The 22,545-nt window shown below is 42.5% G+C and carries 8 protein-coding genes and 1 pseudogene; 4 read left to right on the top strand and 5 right to left on the bottom strand.

Annotation, left to right across the window (positions count from 1 at the left end; translation table 11 throughout):
* Window positions 1-173 precede the first annotated feature (173 nt).
* Together MRY82_10365 and MRY82_10360 are read left to right on the top strand one after the other, a co-directional pair.
* Window positions 174-3,290, top strand: a complete 3,117-nt coding sequence (locus MRY82_10365) for an efflux RND transporter permease subunit (GenBank protein ID MCI5073323.1) — start codon at window positions 174-176, stop codon at window positions 3,288-3,290.
* Window positions 3,287-4,678 carry a TolC family protein gene (locus MRY82_10360; GenBank protein ID MCI5073322.1) on the top strand — a complete coding sequence of 464 codons (1,392 nt, stop codon included), beginning with the start codon at window positions 3,287-3,289 and terminating at the stop codon, window positions 4,676-4,678. The genes MRY82_10365 and MRY82_10360 overlap by 4 nt, the downstream gene beginning before the upstream one ends.
* A gap of 728 nt (window positions 4,679-5,406) precedes the next feature.
* Here MRY82_10360 and MRY82_10355 read toward each other — a convergent pair.
* The 4 genes and pseudogenes from MRY82_10355 to MRY82_10340 form a co-directional block, all read right to left on the bottom strand.
* Window positions 5,407-5,532 (bottom strand): annotated as a pseudogene (locus tag MRY82_10355) (prepilin-type N-terminal cleavage/methylation domain-containing protein).
* Between the two features lie 76 nt (window positions 5,533-5,608).
* Window positions 5,609-6,457 carry an ABC transporter permease gene (locus MRY82_10350; protein MCI5073321.1) on the bottom strand — a complete coding sequence of 283 codons (849 nt, stop codon included), beginning with the start codon at window positions 6,455-6,457 and terminating at the stop codon, window positions 5,609-5,611.
* Entirely contained in the window at window positions 6,457-7,383 is a 927-nt protein-coding gene (locus MRY82_10345; GenBank protein ID MCI5073320.1) for an ABC transporter permease, read from the bottom strand. Before MRY82_10345 ends, MRY82_10350 begins: the two co-directional genes overlap by 1 nt.
* Before the next feature lie 60 nt (window positions 7,384-7,443).
* On the bottom strand, window positions 7,444-9,249 hold the full coding sequence (locus tag MRY82_10340) for an ABC transporter substrate-binding protein (protein MCI5073319.1): 1,806 nt from the start codon (window positions 9,247-9,249) through the stop codon (window positions 7,444-7,446).
* A 136-nt stretch (window positions 9,250-9,385) separates the two neighbouring features.
* Between MRY82_10340 and MRY82_10335 the strand changes: the two genes are divergently transcribed.
* Window positions 9,386-9,955, top strand: coding sequence for a hypothetical protein (locus tag MRY82_10335; protein MCI5073318.1), 570 nt, complete (start codon window positions 9,386-9,388; stop codon window positions 9,953-9,955).
* A 111-nt stretch (window positions 9,956-10,066) separates the two neighbouring features.
* Here MRY82_10335 and MRY82_10330 read toward each other — a convergent pair whose 3' ends face one another.
* Window positions 10,067-12,118, bottom strand: coding sequence for a hypothetical protein (locus tag MRY82_10330; protein MCI5073317.1), 2,052 nt, complete (start codon window positions 12,116-12,118; stop codon window positions 10,067-10,069).
* Window positions 12,119-12,551: 433 nt separating this feature from the next.
* Between MRY82_10330 and MRY82_10325 the strand changes: the two genes are divergently transcribed.
* Window positions 12,552-22,538 (top strand): OmpA family protein, encoded by a 9,987-nt coding sequence (locus MRY82_10325; protein ID MCI5073316.1) that lies wholly within the window; start codon window positions 12,552-12,554, stop codon window positions 22,536-22,538.
* The last annotated feature ends 7 nt before the right edge of the window (window positions 22,539-22,545 follow it).

Raw genomic sequence — 22,545 nt, 5'->3', positions numbered from 1 at the left:
GGCAAGAAAATATGCTTTGTGAAGTTTCCATAAAATTCACAATAAGAGCTTTAATTAAAAAAGCAAGCTTTTTTATCAAAAATTTTTTATGGATACACTACTAAAATAAGTAACTTTGACTTAAGCTTATATTTGTTTATTTTTTGTAAAGCCTTGGGTATGACATAGGCTGCATGCACAATCTTATCCACTATTTTTTAAAACGGCCGGCTTTGGTCAATGCCATGATGTTGGCTGTCTTGTTTGGCAGTGTCTTGGCATGGCAAAAAATTGGTAAAGAAGAAATGCCAGAGTTTGCCTTCAACTCACTGCGTATCACAGTGACCTATCCTGGAGCTTCGGCAGATGATATAGAGCTATTTATCACCAAGCCCATTGAAGAAAAACTCAAAGGGGTTTCTGCTTTAGAAGAAGTCAATGCCAGTTCATCCTATGCTGTAAGCAGTATCAGAGTATACTTTGATGCTAATATTCCAGACCTAAGAGAAAAAGTTCAGGAAGTAAAAGATGCAGTGGAAACGGTAGAGTTTCCCAGAGAAGCACGAGATCCAGTCTATAGGCAGTTTAAAAGCTCAGAAAAAGCCATCATTGATATTGGGATTTACTTAAAAGATGTTGAAATTCTAAGTGTCAAAGACAGGCAAAAACTTCAAGCCTATGTACTCAGTTTTAAAAACCGCCTATTATCTCTTGCTCAGGTCAGCGGTGTTGACAGCTCGGGTTATTTACGCCCGGAGATACAGATTAAAATTGATCCCAAAAAACTGCAACGCTATGAAATTTCTTTAGAGCAAGTCAGACAACAAATTCTTAATCAACATGTGCGTTATCCCATTGGCAGCTTAATGGATAAAAAAGAAACAGAAATCAATTTAGATGCACAGTTGATGGACATTGATTCGCTGTCCAATGCGGTTATCAATGTTGGTTTTGAAGGCCAGCGCTTAAAATTAAAAGACATTGCCCACGTAGAAGAACAGTTTGAAAAAAGCAACAGTGTGCATAAAGTGCAAGGCAAGGAAGGCATTATTCTCAATGTCCAAAAGACGACAACATCAGATATTTTATCAGCACAAAAAGCCATCGATACTTTTGTTAAACAATACATTAAGAACAACCCTAACTTACCGGTAGACTTTGTATTTATTGATGATGAATCCTATGACGTAAAAAATAGGATTGACCTGATCAGCACCAACGGTCTTATTGGTTTTATCTTGATTGTTTTTTTCTTATTTATCTTTTTGGATTTAAGGTCTGGGATTTGGGTAGCCATGGGCATTCCCTTTTCTTTAGGTTTCACCCTGATTGCAGCTTTGGTTCTTGGCTTTACCATCAACAACATGACGCTGGCGTCCATTATTATTGTGCTGGGAATTGTGGTGGATGATGCCATTATTGTCGCTGAAAATATTGTTCGGCATAAAGGAAAAAACTATAAAGACGGCACGGTTGTAAGCAGCACCTTGCAAGTGGCTTCACCGGTGCTTGCCAGTGTCTTAACCACCTGCGCAGCCTTTTTGCCTCTGTATTTTTTTCAAGGTCGTTTTGGTATGTTTGTTAAATACATTCCCACCATCATTATTTTAATGCTGACTGCCAGTTTGATTGAATCATTTTTTATTTTGCCCGGCCATATTGCTCACAAGAGTAAACTTGGGAGTGTATTAAAAAAATTAAAACCGGCTAAGGCCAAACATTGGCGGCAAATTTTTTTAAAACGCATAGAATCCAGTTACACAAAAATTTTGTACACAGCCTTGAAGTTTCGGTTTTTGCTTTTGCTTGTCTTTTTGGGATTGTTGTTTTTATCCGGCTATATTTTTAAGCAGCATTTACGTTATGTGATGTTTCCAAGAGAAGAGTCCAAGGATTTTAGGGTTAAGGTTGTAGCCAGTGAACCGCTCAAGCGCATGCAAATGGCCAAGCATGTGACGCAAGTTGAAAAGATTTTTTTGGATGAACCTGACAACGGTGTGACTTCGGTCAGAACATACATTGGCCAAAGTTGGCGAGGTGGCGAGGTCAGAGAAAATGAAGCAACCGTCATTGTAGAAATTGTGCCCCCTTCAGAAAGAAATGTGTCGCTCAATGCCATGATTGATCAATGGCAACAGCAAACGGATAAACTTAAGGGCTTTAAAGAAATTAGATTTATGAAATCCAGGTTTGGTTTTGACAGTGGCAGCCCCATTGCACTTGAAATTCAGGAAAACAATGATGAACTGCGAGAAAAGGTAGCGCAAGAACTGAAAAAAGCCATGCAAGAATTGCCTGCCATTGAAAACGTAGAGATAGAAGAACCATTGCAAAAAGATCGATATCAACTGCTCTTAAATAAAAAACGCATTGATCGCTTGGGGATTGCCTATCAAGACATAGCCAGTACGTTAAGAACCTATGTTGAAGGTGATATTTTATACACCTTAAACAATGGTGATGAAGAGGTGGATGTCCGCTTAACAGGACAAGACAAAAGTAAAGATGATATTAAAAAAATTTCACGCTTAACCGTGGCCAACCGGGAAAACTATCTGGTGCCCATAGCCAGTATTTTAGATTTTAAAGCAGAAAAAAAACCCTCTTCCATTGAAAGGGTAAATTACAAAAGAGCAAGCAAGATTTATGCAGACATCAAAGCACAAAGCACGGTAACGCCTTTAGAAATAGCAAGGCAGATTGAAACAAAGTTAATCCCTAAAGTTCTTAACAACAATCCCTCAACAAACATTGTTTTTAGGGGAGAAGTAGAAGAATCCAGAGAGTCACAAGCTGATTTTTTAATTTCAGTTTTGATGGCACTCACCTTGATTTACTTATTGTTGATTTGGCTGTTTGATTCGTTTTTAACACCAATAGTGATTGCCATGATTATTCCTTTTGGTATCGTGGGCACAACCCTGGCCTTTTATTTACATGGTTATGCCCAGTATGGTTTTTTTGCCATTGTTGGAACCTTGGGGATGATGGGCGTGGTGATCAATGATGCCATTGTTTTGATTGATAAACTCAAGCAAGCAAAGATAGCCAAGCAAAAAAAACTGCTTAACATCGCCATCATTTCATCCTCACGCTTAAGAGCGATTGTCATGACCACCATTACAACAGTTGCTGGCCTTTTTCCTACCGCCTATGGCTTGGGAGGCTATGACTCCATGTTGGCAGAGATGATGTTGGCCATGGGCTGGGGTTTGTTGTTTGGTATGTTGATTACTTTATTTTTAGTGCCCTGCTTGTATTCCTACTATCAAGATTTTCGTTATATCGTTACAGGAGAAAGTAAAGCATGAGCTTTTATACCAAGGATATAGACAAGAGACTTTTAAAGTCATTGTGCATACTGTTGACTGTTTTTTTATGGCCAAAGTTAAAAGCACAAGGTTTTGAACAGCTTTTAGAGCAAGCAAAACAACATGACCCCAATTATAAACTGATAGAACATGAAAAAAGTAAGGTAAGCCATTATTTTGACCAGGAAATGTTATCCAATGCAATCAACCTAGATGTGTCCGCACAAAAAGGTTTTAGCTCAGAAAGCAATCAAGATACTTTAAGTGTTACTGGAGAGCTGAGCAAGTCTTTTGTAGAAAGTGGTACATCGGCATCAGTGTCTTACACGCAAACACAAAGACCGGATAGAGAAGAAAAGGTAACCAGTATTAGGGTTCAACAGGCTTTGTTAAGAAATATTTTTGGTCGCAATGCCAGATTAAAAAAATCATCCTTGCAAGATGAAGTGAAATTACAATTGTTGCAATTGCAAGAGAGCTATGAACAATACGTTGAGCAAGTGCTCAATGACTTTTTTAATTATCACCTTGCCAAAGAAAGTTTTGCTTTATCACAAGAGCTTTACCAAGCCACACAAAACCTGGAGCAACAGGTCAAAGCCAAGTATGATTTACGCATTGCAAGCAAAACAGATTTATCTCGAGCTAAATTGGCCAGCCTCTTAAGCTACGAAGATTACATTGCAAAACAAAATACCTTAGATCAAATGCGAGCCATCTTAAGCAATCGTCTGGGGACGCAAGATATTGCCATGAATGATCAAGAAAGAGCCCGTTTGTTTGCAAAGCTTGAGCAAAAAGTTCTTGCCTTAAGTACAAAAGACAGCGACGACTTAGACAATTTAAGGCAAGTGCAAATAGCCTTGTTGCAACAGCAGGCAGCTAAAAAAAATGCTCGCTTGTTCAAAAATCAGCTCCTTCCAGATTTGCAGTTTGTTTTAGGCTATACCATTGATGATTCGGTTAGGTTTAACACAGCCATTGAACGGCAAGAAACCGTTTTTGGTTTAAATTTATCTGTTCCCATCGGAGACAGACAAGCTAAAGCTGCAGCAGCTTTGGCCAGGATTGATTTTTTAAAATCTATGGAAGACAAAAGAAAAATCATCCTGGATTTAAAAAACAATAGAGACAGCTTGTATATTGAGCTTAAGCAAGCACAACAAGCCAAAGACATCAGTCAGCAGAAAGTAGATTTGCAACAAGATATTATTAAAGATGAAGAGAAACGTTACAAAATAGGCTCGCGCAGTTTAACGGACTTGATTGAGTTAAGAAAAGACTTTTCTCAATACAACAACGACAACCAACAAGCGCAATTAACCTATGCTCAGCAGATGATTGCCTGGCTCAGTTTGCATGATAAATTGGTAGATAAGGTTTTTTAAATCGGTGCATGCTATTCATTGGGATTAATCACAAAAATATTTGGCGTTCCTTCAATTTCACCATTGTCTAAATTTTTGTATATGCCACGCATTAAGTAAGTCAAAGTTGAATAAAAAATTCCCTCAGAGGCAAAATAAGCGGGACCTTCAGGGTCGCCATCAAAAAAAGGCGGAAGTTCTCCATTAGGACTTCCATGATTATCAGGACTAAAGTCACCATCCAAATCAGCAACAGCATAAATACCGTTGACCAGCATGATATTATTGTCATTTTCATAAACTACGTTTTTGCCTTCTGCAATAAGAGTATTGGCCAAAGGTTGGCTGGGTAAGCTTGCATAGGAAAAATAATACTGCCCCGTTAATGGGTATGCCCAAGTCATAGGATCACGAGCGCCTTGAACAGAAAAACCAAAAATAGAATAAGCGCTGACCGGATAAACAGCTGTTGTGCAGGTTCCATCTGGGTTAAGACTTCCAAGTCTTTCTTGTGGGTCGCTATCAATATTAGCAGCGATTGCTGAACTGCCTTTGCGTCTTCCAGCAATGGCATGTCTATCACTATCAGTGTTGATGGTATAGAACCAACCAAAGGGATCTCTTTTTTTACAACTGACATGGGTGAGTGAACTGTCTTGCACGCTGTTGACCACAATATCTTCATTTTGGGCAAAAACGAGGGCGCCATCATAAATTTTGCGAATTTGTGTATATCCCTCAGACTTCATCGATTTTTTAATATAGTTTTGATAGGCAACACTGGCTACAGCGGCCAATAAACCAATGATGGCAATAGAAATCATCAATTCCAGTAAGGTAAAGCCCGGTTGAGACTTATGTTTTTTAATTTTCATCAGTAAGTCAATTATAGCAAAGTCGAAATAGGAAAACTACTAAACACTAAAGTTAAAAAAACAATTAAAGGGCAACTTAATCAGACTCGGTTTTGGGATCTAAGACATCTCTTAGATGATCGGCCAAAATGTTCAGGGCCAAAACCAAGAAAAACATGGCAGCGGTGGCGGCGGCCAATTGCCACCAGTAACCGTTGAGCAGTTCGTTTTTGGAGTCAGCAATCATGATCCCCCAACTGGGTTGACCTTGCACACCCAAGCCCAAATAACTGAGAATGGCTTCAGACTTGATGGCATAAATAAAGCGAAGTGAAAAATCAATCACCACCAAGTGAAACACATTGGGTAAGATATGCTTAAAAATGACGTTAAATTGAGAAACACCCAAGCTTGTAGCCGCCGTTACATACGGCATGCGTTTGATTTTAAAGGTTTCTGCTCTAACCAAACGGCATATACTGGTCCAGGAGGTCAAAGCTACTGCCAAATAAATTGAGCTGAGTCCCCTGCCCATGACAAAGCTGATGGCCAAGAGCAACAAAATAGAGGGAATAGAATTGACCGTGGAATACAACCACACCACAACATCATCCACACGTTTACCAAAGTAGCCGGCTGCTAAGCCTAGCGCAGCCCCAAAAGGAATGGCAATAGAAGAAGCAATAAAGCCAACAGACAGAGCAATGTAAGTTCCATGCAGTACTTTAGCAGCTATACTGCGGCCTAGATAATCGGTACCAAAAATAAAGTCCTTACCCGGAGGCATAAAGGCTTGGCCGTCTCTTGCAAAAGGATCTGCAGGCATCAGTCCAGCCAAAACCAAAACAGCAATCATAATATAAATAATAATGGTGATGAACGCTGCCAAAGCCCAAGGCTTACGCTTAAGACTACTTAAAAAAGTTTGTACATGTTGGGCAAACATCAATTCAACCTCACGCGTGGATCTACTTTGGCGTAGAGTAAGTCAGATAAAATATTACCGGCAATATAAAGCAGTGAACCCAAAACGGTCATGGCTTTAATCACAGGCCAATCGGCATTGTTAAAGGCATCCACGGTCATACTGCCCAGACCTGGGATACTGAAAAAGTTTTCCAACAACAGTGAACCTAAAAATAAAAATGGAATATTGATCACCACACGGGTGATGATGGGCAATAAAGCATTGGGCAAAGCATGCTTAATCAACACTCTGCTTGTAGAGGCGCCTTTGTAGTAAGCAGTACGGATATAATCTTTGGACAGCTCTTCTAAAAACACGGTTCTAAAAAACCGCACATCAGCGCCGCTACTTACAATAATCCAAATCAACCAAGGTAAAAGCAAATATTTAATTTCTCCAGGCTCATAACCCGAGACGGGAAACCAGTTCATTTGAAAGGCGAGGATGTATTGGCCAAATAAAATAAAGGCCAAGATACTGATGCTCATGCCAGCAATGCTAAAAATAACCAAAGCCCTATCCAGCCAAGTATCACGATAAAATGCGCTGAGCATAGAAAAAACAATGGCCACGATCAAACTCATGAAAAAAGCGGGCAAAGTTAAACTTAAAGACACCAAAGCCCCTTGCTTGATCATGGTGGAAATCATTTGATGGCTTTGAAAAGAACGACCAAAATCAAAGGTAATGATTTCTTTGAGGTATCTAAAAAACTGAATGTAAATCGGATCATTGAGTCCATACTGTTCACGCAAACGGGCTATTTCACTGGCAGTTGCATGCGGTCCAAGAAGTTGAATAATAGGGTCTCCGCCAACAAAATGAAACAAGGTAAAGGTAATAAGGGCCACCCCAAAAACAATGGGGATGGTTTGTAACAAACGTCTAAAAAAATAATTCCACATGCAGTGTTTCCCAAAAAATACAAGGCGCAAAATTTAGATTTTTGCGCCTTATACGGTAGTTTATAAAGTAGACAAGGTTTTGTTTTTGGCCTCTAAATCAATGTCCAAGTATTTCATGGGTGCCGTATTCATGGCATGGGCTTTGTAGTTTTTTAGCCAGCCTTGCGCCAGCATACCTCTTTTGCGGTGAATAAAGAAAACCCAAGGGCATTCTTCATGAATAATTTTCACCATTTTGCCAATGATGGCATTGCGTTCTTGCCCATCAGGCATGTTTTTCATTTCCAGATACAGCTTGTCATACTCGGCATTTTCAAAGTTGGCAGAATTAGGACCGGGCGCTTTGTTGCCTCCGTATAATAATTGTAGGAAGTTTTCTGGATCAGGATAGTCGGCATTCCAGGCATAAGGATAAAACTGACCCTGGCTTTTTTTCATGCGCTCAGAAAACTGTGGCCAAGTGCCCACACGCGTGGTGCTGCTGTAGCCAATTTCTTTGAGTTCATAGTCCATAGCTTCTGCCATTTGTCGGCTAAAAGAGCGAGCTGTGATGTCTTGCAATAAAGGGGGGATGTTCTCGGTACCATGATTTTTTTTATGCAATGCCTGCGCTTCTTTGAACCATTTTTTTGCATTTTCTACATTGTAGCCGTTGGGGTCTTTCAAATCAGGGTCATAGCCTTCAAGACCATTGGGAATGGGGCCATGAGAAACATAGGCTCTGCCATTGTAAAACAGATCAATTTTTTCTTCACGGTTCATTGAGGCACTGATGGCTTTGCGCAACGGTTTATTTTTACCAATGACTGGATCAGCCATGTTAAAGACTTTCATGACTATATCTAAGTTGTCACCGGTTTTTAAAACCATGTTTTTATCGACATACTCTTGTTTTAATGAACCATCTTTATTGACCACACTTTGATAAGCGTCTTTTGAAATCACAGAAAAATCCAACTTACCTTTTCTAAAATTCAGCCACATCGGCTGACGCTCAGTATAAACCCAAAACACCAGTTCATCTACCAAGGGCAGTTTTTGATTGGCGGTTTTGAGCAAACCTTGTGCTTCATCTGTAGGTTCACCATATTTGGGATAAAATACGTTGCGATACGTAGGATTTTTAACAAACTCAAACTTTTGATTGCGAACCCAGTTTTTTAAAACAAAGGGGCCGGTCCCCACCGGATGATTGATAAAGTCTTCTTTGTATTGATTGACCACTTCATGCGCCACAATTCCGGTGTTGGGCATGGCCAAGAGGTACAAAAATTGTTTGTTTTTGCGTTTGAGTTTGATTTGCACGGTTCGGTCATCCAAAGCTGTTAAACCAGCAACCTTTATTTTTTTATAGTCAATGGGAGGCGTCATGGTTTTCATTTTTTCATGGGCTTCATCCAAACCTTCAATTTGATCTTGCAAAATCCACCAGCTGGTGTGTTTTAAATGCGGGTCAGCAAAACGTGTATAGGTGTAAACCACATCATGGGCATTGAATTTGCGTTGGCTCTGCGCTTCACCTTGGCCAAAAGCAGGGTCTTTTTGGAAGTAAACATCCTTGCGCAACTTGATGGTGTAGGTTAAACCATCGTCAGAGATTTCAGGCATTTTTTTGGCCAGCATAGGTTGAAGCTGGTAGGGGCGTTTAAGGTAATGGTATTCAAACAATTTTTCAAAGATTTGCGATTGGACTTCATGGGTGTATTTGTCATCACAAAACAAAGGATCAAAGCCTTTGATTTCTGACTCTAAAGCATGATTGAGCACTTTTTTTTGACTGACCGGTGCTTTATTCTTTTTGATACACGCGGTCTGGAGTAAACTAAGCGTTATGGTAAGACTTAAACATACATACAATTTTTTCATCACGCTGTTTCATAACGTAAAGTTCTTTAAAACTGTAGGCATTTTTATTTTTTCAAGTATAATTTTTTTTAATAATCATCACTTAGCGCATGCAAATACGGCCACCCTCATTTTAAAAAATGGCAAAGCGCCCATTGTGGGTAAAATTGTTGCCATGGATGCACAAACCGTCAGCATAGAAAACGACAAAGGTGAAAAAAGCCAAGTATTAAAGCAGCACATCAGTCAAATTCTGTTTAATGATCATACTGATCAACCATCAAAAACAAAAAAAGCCGTAGATAAACCAGCTGTTGAACAACAAACAGAAGGCTTGTTAAGTCCACCCAGCCCACAGGATAAGGAGTTGTTTGAACAACTGTTCAATGGTCCAAGTGATCAAGACATGCAGCAAGGTCCCTATGTAACCCCCAAGCACACTTTTGAAACCTGGCGCCGGGCCTCCGTCAAGGGTGATATCAAAGCCATGGTCAAGTGTTATGCCAAATTTAGACAGAGTCAGGTGCGCCGGCAACTTAAAAAAATCCCCAAAAACAAACGCAAAGAAATGCAGGAAGTGAGCAAAAACACTTTGTTCACTTTGGGGGAGGTTTATTATCAAGGTACGCAGGCAAGTTTAGAAGCCACCTGGAATCATGGCTTAAAATCAGACACACAGGTCCTCAAGTTTACTTTGGAAGGCAAAGATTGGAAATTGATTCAGTAGTAGCTTTTCCTCTAGGCACGCCATACCCTAGGAGAACCAAAATAAAAAAGGACACGCACTTTAGTTACATGTCCTTTTTCAAAATTAAGCATTAGGTTTATGTTTTTGGGTTTAAACGTCCCCCAAACCTCGTCTTTCCTCTTCTAACCAGTCAGTTTCTTCCGGGTCCACATAATCGGCTTCACGCATTGGTTCTCCTGCCATTGAATTATCATGACCACCATCACCGATTTCCACAGAGTTTTCTACCAATCCTTCATAAGAGTCAATGCCATCAGGGTTTAAGAGGTTATCCAAAGCTGCAATAGGAGGAAAAGTTAGTGTATCACTTGGACTGATGGATACAGGGTCAGTCAACAAATCCGGCCATTTTTTACCACTAGTTTTATATTTTTGCCAATACTCATTGCCTGAATATTCACTATGTTTAGCAATATTACGCAGTTCAGATTTCTTTGGGTAGAAAGGCATCAACACTCTATTACTGTGTTTAGCTGGGTCGCGATCTCCCCAGTTTGGTTGTGTATCGGTTAAAGTGGCAATGTTTTGTGGCATAAATTCAAAGGTTGATTCAGCCAGGTTTTTCATGGATTTAGCCGCAGCGGTTTCTTGGTCTGTATATTTTTCATACTCTTGCATACGACCATGATAGCTTTCTTCATCGGATGGGCCTTCTTTACTGGTGCTGTAGTGTTCTGGCTTCATGTATTGCACCATCAAATTATCTCTAAAAAACGTGTCTTTACTGTGTTTACCCAAGAAGAAAGAAGCCAACATAAAGTGAACCGGTTTGCTACTGGCTGGAATAACGGTTTGGGTATTACCGGTTTTTTTATTAAATACACATTCTTGTTGAATTTTGTGAATATCCGCCGTTACACCAAGATTTTTTAAGCGAATTTTGTTATTTAAAAAATCAAAACTGCCTTTGACATTCACAGAAGAAATTTCTGTATCACCATCATAGGTCATCAAAAACGCAGATTTTACTTCACCGGTGGTGGGTTGGTTAAGGTTATTCAAGTGTACAAGTTGAGCTTTTAGGGGTTTTTTAGGATTAATCAAAGCTTCAGCAACATACATCATGTCTACGTCTTCACGCGTATAATCATCAGCCGGTCCATTTAAAAACTTGTCACTGCCATCAGAAAAAGCATTGTGAATCAAAGCTTGGGTAATGCCACCTGAAATAATTGCAAAAGGTTCTTCGTCTGGGTGACCAGGAACACCTAAAATTTTACTGCTAAAGGTTTTAGAGGGTTCCATCTGCTGATGCAAGGATTCATCTTTCATGTGTTCACGGTAAATCATGCCTACAACACCACCGGAGTCAGAAGTGTTTTTGCGATCATTTGCATTAACTTTGCCAGAAACATTCAAGGCGCACATGGCTCTACCGAGCCATAAACGGACATTTTCTGAGCGGCTGGTAATATTATTGATAAAACCAGTACCTTTGGCTTGATCAGCCCAATCTGTGGCCAACTGTTTCCAAGCTTCTTTGTATTTTGGTGCTTCACTACCATTGATGGTTGCAGCACTGATAGCCGTTGCACTTAAAACGGAGGCGCTTAGTCTTACCACACCAACACCATAGCCGTTGTATAACTGAGGGTTCATGCTTTCAAAAGCTTTATGGTTCGATAGATACAGTTCACAGTTGTCAGAAATACCGTCATTATCCGTATCAGGTTCTCCTCTAGGGTCAATGGCTCTTGGATCAGGAATTTGTTTTGGTTTGTGATTTGGGTCAGAAATTTGTTTTGAAGGGTCAGCTGGGTCAGGAATTTGTCTTGCTACGTGATTTGGGTCAGGAATTGTCATGCCAAGATCACCTAAAGTTGCTTGGCTACAGGCAATCTCCCATAATTCTTCTGTTCTTTTGGTAAAACGTAAACCATTGTTTTTATCTTTATCTTTATCTTTATCTTCAGGTGTTATGGTTGTGTTTCCTGTTGTATTAGGGTCGCCAAGACCTGTAACTCGACCATTACCATCTACGCCGTTTCCACTAATTTCAACGTTACGGCCGCCGTTGTAGGTGCCGTTGCCGATAAGCCCTTGTTGAGGACGGCTATCAGGAAAACAGGCTGTCAAGCCTACACTGAGAGCTGTCAGTAAAAGCAAGAGAGATGTTTGTTTGTATGTTTGCATATATTTCATAAACCTAACCTTTTTATATTCTTCCTAGGTATTTAAAACCTTTGTCCGTGTAATACTTTAAAGCAAAGCCCGTACCAAGTTTCCAAATTTTTTAGTTCAATAAAATTAATAACTTAAACATATCGACCTTTGGAACACTCCAGCCAAGCGCGGCATACATGCCACACACTGTATACGGTATATAACAAAAATAACGCATTGTGCAAGGTGAAAAAATAAAAAAATGAGTAATGATTTTAAACAATTACTGGATAAAAAGTAAACGCTGTTTTCTTAAAGAGACAATATTGCTTCTTTGGTAAAAAAACTTGCCATTACAAAGCTTTTCATTCACGATTTCAAGTTGTTGCACGTTTTTAAAGCCTCGTGACAAAAAACATCAATCTCAAAGATGAGATGATTACATTAAAATTTAAGCTTAAGAGAGTTTGTTATGAAACATAAATTGATTCAAGTCGTCTTTTTACTGTTTGTTGGTCTATGGGCTTTGTCAGCCTATGCAGCGCCAGTTCCAACTTTAACATTTAATGCCCCAAGCAATAATGCAGATCCATTGTTAAACCAATCATTTGATGTCAGGATGATATTGGATAATACCGACGCCACAGACTCTGGTTTTTTTCCGGCCTTCCACTTCATTGCTCCAAAAGAGTTTACCTACAATGGCAGTAATGCTTGTCAAAATCTGGGTGTATCCAGTATTGATGTACAAAACAATCCCTCAGCAGTGGATACGCTGGATGTAGAAAATCCGTTCACTGGAGAAATTTTTACCCTGCAAGCAGGAGAAACCTTTGTTGCGATAAAGCCCAACTTGGGTTCGCATGCTCCAGATCAACCTGAAATACGATGCACCGTAGGCTTTGATTTTACCTTAGATGGCATGAGCCAACCCATTGCCGTTGCAGGAACACCTTACACATTCAGACAAGCCCAAGCCATGTACGTGCTTGGTGGTTTGGTCAATGGTGCACCTGGAGATTGCGGCGCTTCGGATACCCTTTGTTCTTTGGCGCAAACCGATGATGTTACCGCCCAAGCTTTAAAAATAAATAAAACCGTGACAAGTACCAATGGCAGTTTAAGTGCCAACATTGCCTTGGGAGCAGGACCAACATACCCAGAAACGGTGAATATTGCCGGTTCAATTTCAAATGTTGTCACTTTAAATAACGTCACCATTGAGGAGACTATTCCAGAAATTTTAGAAGTAAGCGATCCAGGAGATTGTAGTTCATTTAGCATTACACCAGCACCAACGAGCTGTGTCTACACGCCAGATATTTCTTCTGCCACCGGAGGGACCATTGGCATCAGCTACGCCAGCATCAATGCAAATTTTAATATCAGTTATATGGGGGTATACAAACAGTTTAGAGATGATGCTTCAGAGATTGTTGACCCCAATACACTTAGTGCTACAGCAGAAACAACCGGTGTGGTTGCCAATGCTGATGAACTAAGCTCACCTGTTTTAGATACCGCAACGTATAGAGCCTATGGCTTGGATATAGAGAAAAGCTGGAGTCTTGCAACAGACATGGGGGGATCTGGTTTAACGCCTTTAGACAGCCTTGAGTTTACAGTGGATGTGGCTCTTAGCGACTATTATGAAGTGAATAATTTGGTGATAGGGGATGCTTTACCAGATGGACTGAGTTATGCAACCAGTAGCATGATGGTGGTGGTTAACGAAGGCGGTGTTATCACCAACATCAATGAAGCAGATTTACTGGCTTTTGGTCATTTGACACAAAATACGTACCCTGATGGCAGCAGTGATTTTTCTTTAGATATAGGTAGCCTTATGGCCGATACGGTCAATTTTTCTTTTGCGGACACTACGCTCTCAGGGGATGGTGTGTTCAGCTCAGGATCAAGCACAGGTATACAGATCATCTACCAAGCCATCGTTGATGAAGACTTTGAGACTCTACCTCCTACCACAGATGTATCCATTGATGCCGGTGATGTCTTTCCGTTACCCAACGCCACCCTAACAAATTACGATGTTGTTGGTGGAAATATGGGGGAAAGTGCCAATGATGATACTTATCCTGATAATACTGAGCAAGACAATCCAAGCATTGTATCCTTACAAGATACTCAGGTTGAAATTTCCCATGTTAATGGCAGTCCTGTGGGCATGGGTGCGGTTCATGTTGAGGCCGGTGATGAAGTGACGTATAAAATTACGGTGTTGATTCCAGGGGGAGACGTAGAAGATTTAAATTTAACCAACTACTTGGCCAACCCCTTGTTTGATGAGTCTCCTTGCCTCACCTACGATGGCGCCGCCATCCCAGCCAACAATATGTGGAGTTTTGGTACCAATGATCCGGCTTTGGCCAGTGGGGATATTACGCTTACGTGCAGTAATCCTAACAACAGCATCAACTTTGCTTTTGTAGACTTTGAAATTGCAGGGGGCGGTTCGGGCACAGTGGAGTTGTTTTTTACCAAAACAGTGACCAACGAACCTTTTCTGGATGGGTTGTTGCAAAACAACATGGTGGTGACCCAATACAACAACAGTGCCAACACTGCATTGGTGGGTGCCACAGGAACCTATCTGTTTATTGGCGATGCCCCATTTTTAAATATTGATAAAGGGGTTGAATCTACAGATGACCCCAATGCAAGCATCACCGATGGCAACATCAGTGATGTTGATGCCAATGCGGTCTTATCTTACTTGGTTACTCTAGAAAACAGTGGTCAGCAAGAAGCTTTGGATGTTGTGTTTACAGATGTGATAAACACGGGCTTTGTTGCTCCGAGTACATCGGCAGCCTGTATGGATGTTGCCTGTGGCTATAATATTAGTCTGAGCCCTGAATGCTCCAACAGCAGTGTGCCTGACATCACCAGCAATGTTGATGAAACCACAATTGAAATCATTGACATGAGTATTGCATCTGGCGATACCTGTGAAATTCGCTTTGATTTACGCTTGGTGCCTGATGCCATTTGGGGTAACACTTACACCAACAGTGCTCAAGCTGTGTTTGCATCGGTTTTAGGGGGTACCACGTTTTCCCCAGTAGACGATGAAAGCGAAGCCCAAATTGAAGCGCCAAGTCTGGGTACGGTTGGCGTTAGCCCGGTCAGTGGCACCGTAGGCGATTTTGTGACTTTTGATGTTGTGGTCAACTTTCCACAGGGACAAGCAGCATCGACGCGAGCGATCTTAAGAGAGATTTCTGGTAATTTTTGGGGATCAAACACTCCAGGGGATTACACCATTGCGGTCAGTGGCGGTGTGAGTGGCACTGGGCCATACTGCGTTTTGGGAGGAACAGAACTTTGTTTTGGCAATGACCCTGAAAATTCGCTTGATGCCAGTTCAAATACTCAAGCATTCATCGATTTAGGGACAGCCTCCAACACGGCCACCGACCTTAGTGGGAGAACTGCAACCTTTTCTTTTCAAGCGCAAACTCGCAATGTTTCTGCGAATAACAAAAATTTAGAGGGCCAATTCAGATTCAATGACGGTTCGGACGATATCACCGTGGATTCAGACAACGAAACCTTTACCCTCAACAAACCCGACATCACTGTTATTAAATGTGCAGATGCAAGTACAGAAGCTTTAGAGCCGTTTAATTTAAGTGATACGCTTGGCTATAACATTGTTGTTAAAAACAGTGGGTCGTTTTTAAGTACGGCATTTGATTTGTCTGATATCAGTGATGTTTTACCACAAGGTTTGCAATACGCTGCCAATACCGTGAACGCATATTATTGCTCTTCTGGTGCCAGCTCTGTTAATGCGGGTAACTGTTCGGCTTGGGAGCAAAGTGATTGTACGGCCATGCTTACGGATATCAGTGCCAGCGTGAGAAGTGGTGAAAGTGCTGAAAGCTCACCGTTTGGTGGAGACAGCCGTCAAAACTTAACATTTCCTTTTGTTGACCCCGCTGCTGGCGATGACTTAGGGGAAGAGGCCTATGTGGTGTATCAAATTCAAACCGAAGTATCCTGTGAATCCGCCAGTGATAGTGACGGCGTAAACTCACCCATTGGTTCTCATCCGGATGATGATGGTGTAGTCAATGGTTGTACAGATCCAGTCATGCCTTATGTCAGTAGCATCAGCAATACGGCATCTTTGGCCAGTTACAGCAGTTTAGATGGCGTTGTTGCCGGTGAAGCAACCTTTGGTGCAACGGATGATACCTCTCCTGCTTTAGATGTTGACCATGACGGTGACGGCATTGCCAATGGCAATGAAGGCTCTGGCGATGCTGATGGCGATGGTGTCCCCAATTACTTGGATACTGACTCAGATGACAACGGTACCGATGATGCTACTGAAGGCACAGGCGATGCCGATGGTGATGGCACACCAGATTACCAAGATACCGATGATGATAATGATGGCGTAACTGATGCCGATGAAATCACCACCTCAATGGGAACAATGATTGATTCAGATGGAGACGGTACCCCAGACTATTTGGATAACGACTCAGATGGTGATGGTATTTTGGACGGTGATGAAGGTGGTCCTGGTACAGACAGTGACAGTGATGGCACGCCAGATTATTTGGATTTGGATTCAGATAATGATGGTATTCCTGATTTATTAGAACACATGTTCCATGTCTATGACAGCGATGGCAATGGCCTATTAAGTACTGCAGAAATTGCGGCCAGTGGTTTGGATAGCAATATGGATGGGGCTATCAGCGTTACGGAACTGCCAGGCGGAGCGTTTGACGACGTTGATGGCGATGGCATGGCCAATTATCTAGACCTAGATGCTGATGGAGACGGTATTCCAGATTTGGATGAATCGGGTTTAACGGTTTATGATGACAATGCGGACAACTTGATCACAACAGCTGAAGGAAATGATATTGACGATGGCGCCGGAGATGACGTCAGCGGTGGAGCCAATGACGACAACAGTGTTTTAAACTTTGATGAAATCCCAGACAGCGATGGCGATGGTCTGCTCAATTTCTTAGACAGAGACTCAGATAACGACGGAGTCTATGACTTTGTTGAGAATGGCCGTTATGTGTGTGATAGCGATGACAATGGCTTTATCACTTCAACAGAAGTTACAGCTTGTGGTGCATTGACCGACGGTGATGGCGATGGTTTATTGCAATTGGATGAAGCAGCAGCGCCAAACAGTGACGCAGCAGCGCCAGGAGCGCACACCAGCGATACAGATCCAGACTACATTGACATAGACAGCGATGGTGATGGTATTGCCGATTGGATAGAAGCTTACAACAGTGACATTGATACCGATGTCAATGGCAGCATCAGCGACGCTGAGTACAGCGCAGCCAACGGTGGCGGTGATCTCTTGTTCAGTGAATTGGCAGACTCTGAAGATACGCCTGATGGCACGCCGGATATCTTTGATTTAGACAGTGATGGTGACACCATCTATGACATGCATGAAAGCGATGCTTCAGAAATGTATCCAAGCTATGACACCAGCTCTGTTGTTATTCTTTACAGTAATTTGTTTGACAGTGAAGCTGTGCCCGATGGGATTCCAGACTTTAGAGACCTTGACTCCGATGGCGACAGTTTCCTTGACGCTGATGAAGCCGGCGATGCTGATCTTAACACCATACCCGTGGCCATAGACGATCCTGCTCAGCCAGACTTTCAAAACTTCAACCGCCCAGAGTTGGTGCTTAGCAAATGTGCAATTGCCGGGACCCAAGACCCGGTGACTTTGGCTGGCAATGTCAATTATGCGGTGCACATTGAAAATATTGGCGATCGCACTGCCTATGACGTGGACAATTTGGTTGATGTGCTTCCACAAGGCCTTCAATATTCAGCCACAAGTGCCAGCGTCTTTTATTGTTCACAAGGTGCGGATACCGACAGCTGTGGCCATGATGTCAGTTCTGATCCTGACTGTGTGAATATCTCAGCAGCCATCACAGCCAGCGAAATCATAGAAAGCTCACCTTTTGGCGCTGATTCACGGCAAAACCTAGAGTTTGTGGTCCGCAACACCATGGGCATGAATGAAATTGCGCCTGATGCTTATTATGCCATAAGCATCCCCACGGCGGTCAGCTGTGAAAGCGCAGCAGACAATTCTGGTTTGGACTTCCCCATTGGCGTCCACCCAGATAATGATGGTATTGTCAATGGCTGCAGCGATCCTGTGATGCCTGGCGTGGCCAGCATCAGCAATTTGATTGCAGGCTTGGATTATTCAACCTACGCCGGCCTTGATCCCAACGAAACAGTCTACAGCAGTGCTGATTCCAACAGCGTGGCCTTGGATACTGATCACGATGGCGATGGCCAACTCACTGGAGATGAAGGTACGGCCGATGCTGACAGTGATGGTGTCCCCAATTATTTGGACACCGACTCAGATGACAACGGCGTCAGTGACAGTTTGGATAGCACCGGCGACGCCGACAGTGATGGTACGCCAGATTACATTGATGCCGATGATGACAACGATGGTCTGAGTGACAGTGAAGAACTCACCATTGGTGGCTCTGGTACAGACACGGATGGTGACGGTATGGATGATAGCATGGACCCAGACTCTGACGGTGACGGTTTCATTGACGGTGAAGATGGCGGCAACGGCGTTGATACCGATGGCGATGGCCAAGAAGACAGTCTGGACAATGACTCGGATAACGATGGCATCTTGGACATGATTGAAATTGGCTTGGGTGTATGTGACACCAACATGGACGGGCAACTCAGTGACATGGAAATCAGAGATGATATGAACTGTTTTGATACAAATGATGACGGCGCCATCAGTGAATCTGAATTACCAGGCGGTGTCTTGCCGGATGCTGACGGTGATGGAACTCCAGATTATCAAGATACGGATTCTGACAACGATGGCATCAGTGACCTAGAAGACAACTTCTTTGGTCAGTTGACGCCGGCGCAATTGGCCACGGTGGATGCCAATGATAACGGTCAAATTGAAAGTCCTGAACAAGCTGCGCTCTATGCATTGCTAGGCGATGGCGATGGTGTCTTAGAAGACAGCGACTTGTCAGATACAGACAACGACGGCACGCCCAACCACTTGGACATTGATTCAGATGGCGACGGGATTCCAGACTTGATTGAAGGCGCACGTTTTGTCTGTGATGCCAATGAAGATGCTAATTTGACCACAACTGAAGTTATGGCCTGTGTTGCAGCAAGCGATACCAACATGGATGGCCTCTTGCAAAACAATGAGTTGCCTCTGGGTGATCAAGACAATGATACCTTCTTCAACTATGTTGATATTGACGCTGATGGCGATGGCATTGGTGATATCATTGAGGGGCATGTATCTGACATTGATGGTAATGCCAATGGCAGCATCAGTCTAGCAGAATATCAAGCTGCTTATCCAAGCGGCATGATCATCAGTGATCTAGCGGATAGTGAAACCGTGCCAGACGCTACGCCAGATTACTTTGATCTGGATTCGGATAACGACAACATTTTGGATCTGCATGAGAGTGATGCCACAGAAACCTATCCCATGTACAATGCCGGTACGTTGGTTACGCTCTACGCCAACTTGTTTGACTCTGAGACGGTGCCGGACGGCATTCCAGACTTTAGAGACACAGACTCAGACAATGATACCATTCTTGATAGCAATGAAGCAGGCGATGCTATGAGCAACACCATACCTGTTGACACCGATATGGATGGTATTCCTAACTTCCAAGATACCGATGCCGATGATGATGGCTTGCTTGACATGGATGAAGCCACATTGATGTCTGACCCAACCTTGGCAGACACGGATATGGATGGCTGTACCGACAGCTGCGAGGTTTTTGGGACCAACCCACCAGCAGAAGCCAGCTGTCCGTTTATTGGTCATCCTAGTGCGCCGGGTACGGTGATGAGCCCTATTTCTGATCCAACCGATGCCGACACCGATGATGGTGGAACCAACGACTGCGATGAAGCTAATGAGCCCAGTGATCCAAGAAATCCAAACGATGATCCGTTTTTGGATGAAGATGCAGATAATGATGGTGTGACCAACGGTGATGAAGCCACAGCTGGAACCGATCCCAATGATCCAGACAGCGATGGCGATGGTTGTACCGATGGCTGTGAAATTTTTGGAACCACGGCCATGTGTCCATACGATGATCCAGAAAACAGTGCCTGGTTCCCAGGTATGGGCACCATCATGAGCCCAGTGACCAATCCTTTGGTGACCGACAGTGATGGCGATGGCTGCAACGATTGTTTGGAAGCCACTACCCTGTTTACCAATCCCAATGTAGCGGATACCGACAGTGATGGCGCCAACGATTGTCAAGAATACAATGCCGGCAGTGACCCCAATAACCCAGACACCGACGGCGATGGTTTGTTGGATGGAGCTGAGCTCAATACCTTCAACACCGATCCAACCAGCAATGATACTGATATGGACGGTTGTTTGGATGGTGTAGAGGTCAATACTTACGGCAGCAATCCTTTGGCGGACCCAGATTCAGATAACGATGGTTTAACGGATTGTGAAGAGGATGGTACCTACGGCACCGATAGAAATGATGCTGATACCGATAACGGCGGCATCAACGATGGCGATGAGGTTAATATTTTTAACAGCAATCCATTGGACCCAACAGATGATTGCCCAACAGTGCGTGATACTGATGGTGATGGTTTGACCGACTGTGAAGAAATTGATCTTGGTTTGGACCCCAGTGACCCCAATGACGCTACACCAAGAGGTTCAGGAACAGTGGGTTTCTTGGATTGGGGGCTCTGTAACTCGGGGGCTTCTAACCCAAGTATTGTCTTGTTGATGTTGCTAGCAGTATTGATGGCTTTATTGAGAAAAGTAGATAGAGCAAAGATGAGAAAAAATTTATTTTTGCTGATTGGACTTTGTATCTTTCTTGTGAGTCAACCGGCACAGGCCATCAACATTCATTATGTTACGCCCAAGATTCTTAATCCGGATGGTCATCAGGCTCTAAGCTCAACCACACTTGAACCGGGTAAATATGCGGTGGGGGCTTATTTTACTTGGACCAAAAATCCATTGGAATTTGGTCCAAGTGGAGATGGCGAACGTCTTGATGATATTGTTAAATGGATTTTCACGCAGGATGTATTGATGGGCTTTGGGGTGAGTGATCGTTTTAGCTTTCAAGTGCATGCACCCTTTCATGTTTACAACAATGTAGAAAACTTTTCTCAATTTACCAGTACAAAAGAATTTAATGTTGGAGATATTACTTTGCAAGGCTTGCTGCAGCTGCAAGGAAAAAACTGGAATGCTGTTGGCGGTACTTGGGGTTTTGGTTTTGTCCCTTTTGTCACCTTTCCGGTTGGAGAAGAAAATCGTTTTTTTGGTAATCAGGATATCACTGGCGGGGGTTATTTTGTTTTAGACCGTTGGGGAGGCATGAAACGTCACTATATTACCATGAACCTTGGCGGGCGCTACCGTCCCAACATAGAAAATATTGGAGCTTTAGAAATTGGCAGTGAAGTCATGGGTAAATTGGGTTACGTTTATCGCTTTTTAAATTCTGATGGCTGGCAAGTCTTTGCTGAGTTGTCTGGGTCTATGTCTCTTCATGAACCCAAAGAAGTCAATTCACCGGGTGAAATGTATTTGGGTCTACAAAAAATTTCAAAAAATCAACGCTGGAAGTGGACCATGGGAACATCACGAGGAGGCAACAATGGTTATGGTGCACCAGAAGTAAGATTGTATACCGGAATCAGTTACACCAACAAAAGTATTCCTAAAAAACCAACACCTCCAAAACCAAAACCCAAGCCAATACCTACCCCTACGCCTAAACCAACACCCAAACCCATTCAAAGGCAAACGGGTATGCTTAACTTGAAAATTGTTGATAAATACGGTGAAAAAATCAATACCCAGATTAAAGTGATGTCAGACAGTCAAAGCCAGCCATTGTTTGAAGGTGAAATCAGTGAATTGAATAAAACCGTAAACGAAGGTGTGGTCATGGTGATGGTGGGTGATGGTGAAAAACCTTTGCGTAAAATTTTTCAAATTAAACCCAATCAAGACAATAATTACAGCATCGTTTATGACCAAGGCAAAGGTGAAAAGTTAGATTTGAATGGAAAAATTTATTTTGCATCTGGACAATACCAGCTTAATGTCCAAGCCAAAGCGATTTTGCTGGATGCCTATGAGAAAATTCAAAAAGCCAAAGTCAATAAACTGTATGTTGAAGCACATACAGACAGCTTGGGCGATGCTGAGAAAAACCTTGAACTCTCAACAGAGCGCGCCAATGCAGTAAGACAATACTTGATTGAATTGGGTATGGACCCAAGAGCGGTGTCAGCCAAAGGCAAAGGTGAAACAGATCCTATTGCCAGCAACACAACAGCAGATGGCAGAGCCCTCAACCGAAGAGTTGAGTTTTTTGTACAGTAAAAGTACC

The sequence above is a fragment of the bacterium genome, from assembly GCA_022763185.1.
Classification (GTDB): Bacteria; Bdellovibrionota_G; JALEGL01; order JALEGL01; family JALEGL01; genus JALEGL01.
Note: the sequence above shows the minus strand (reverse complement) of the source record. Positions and strands in the feature narration are given on the sequence as shown.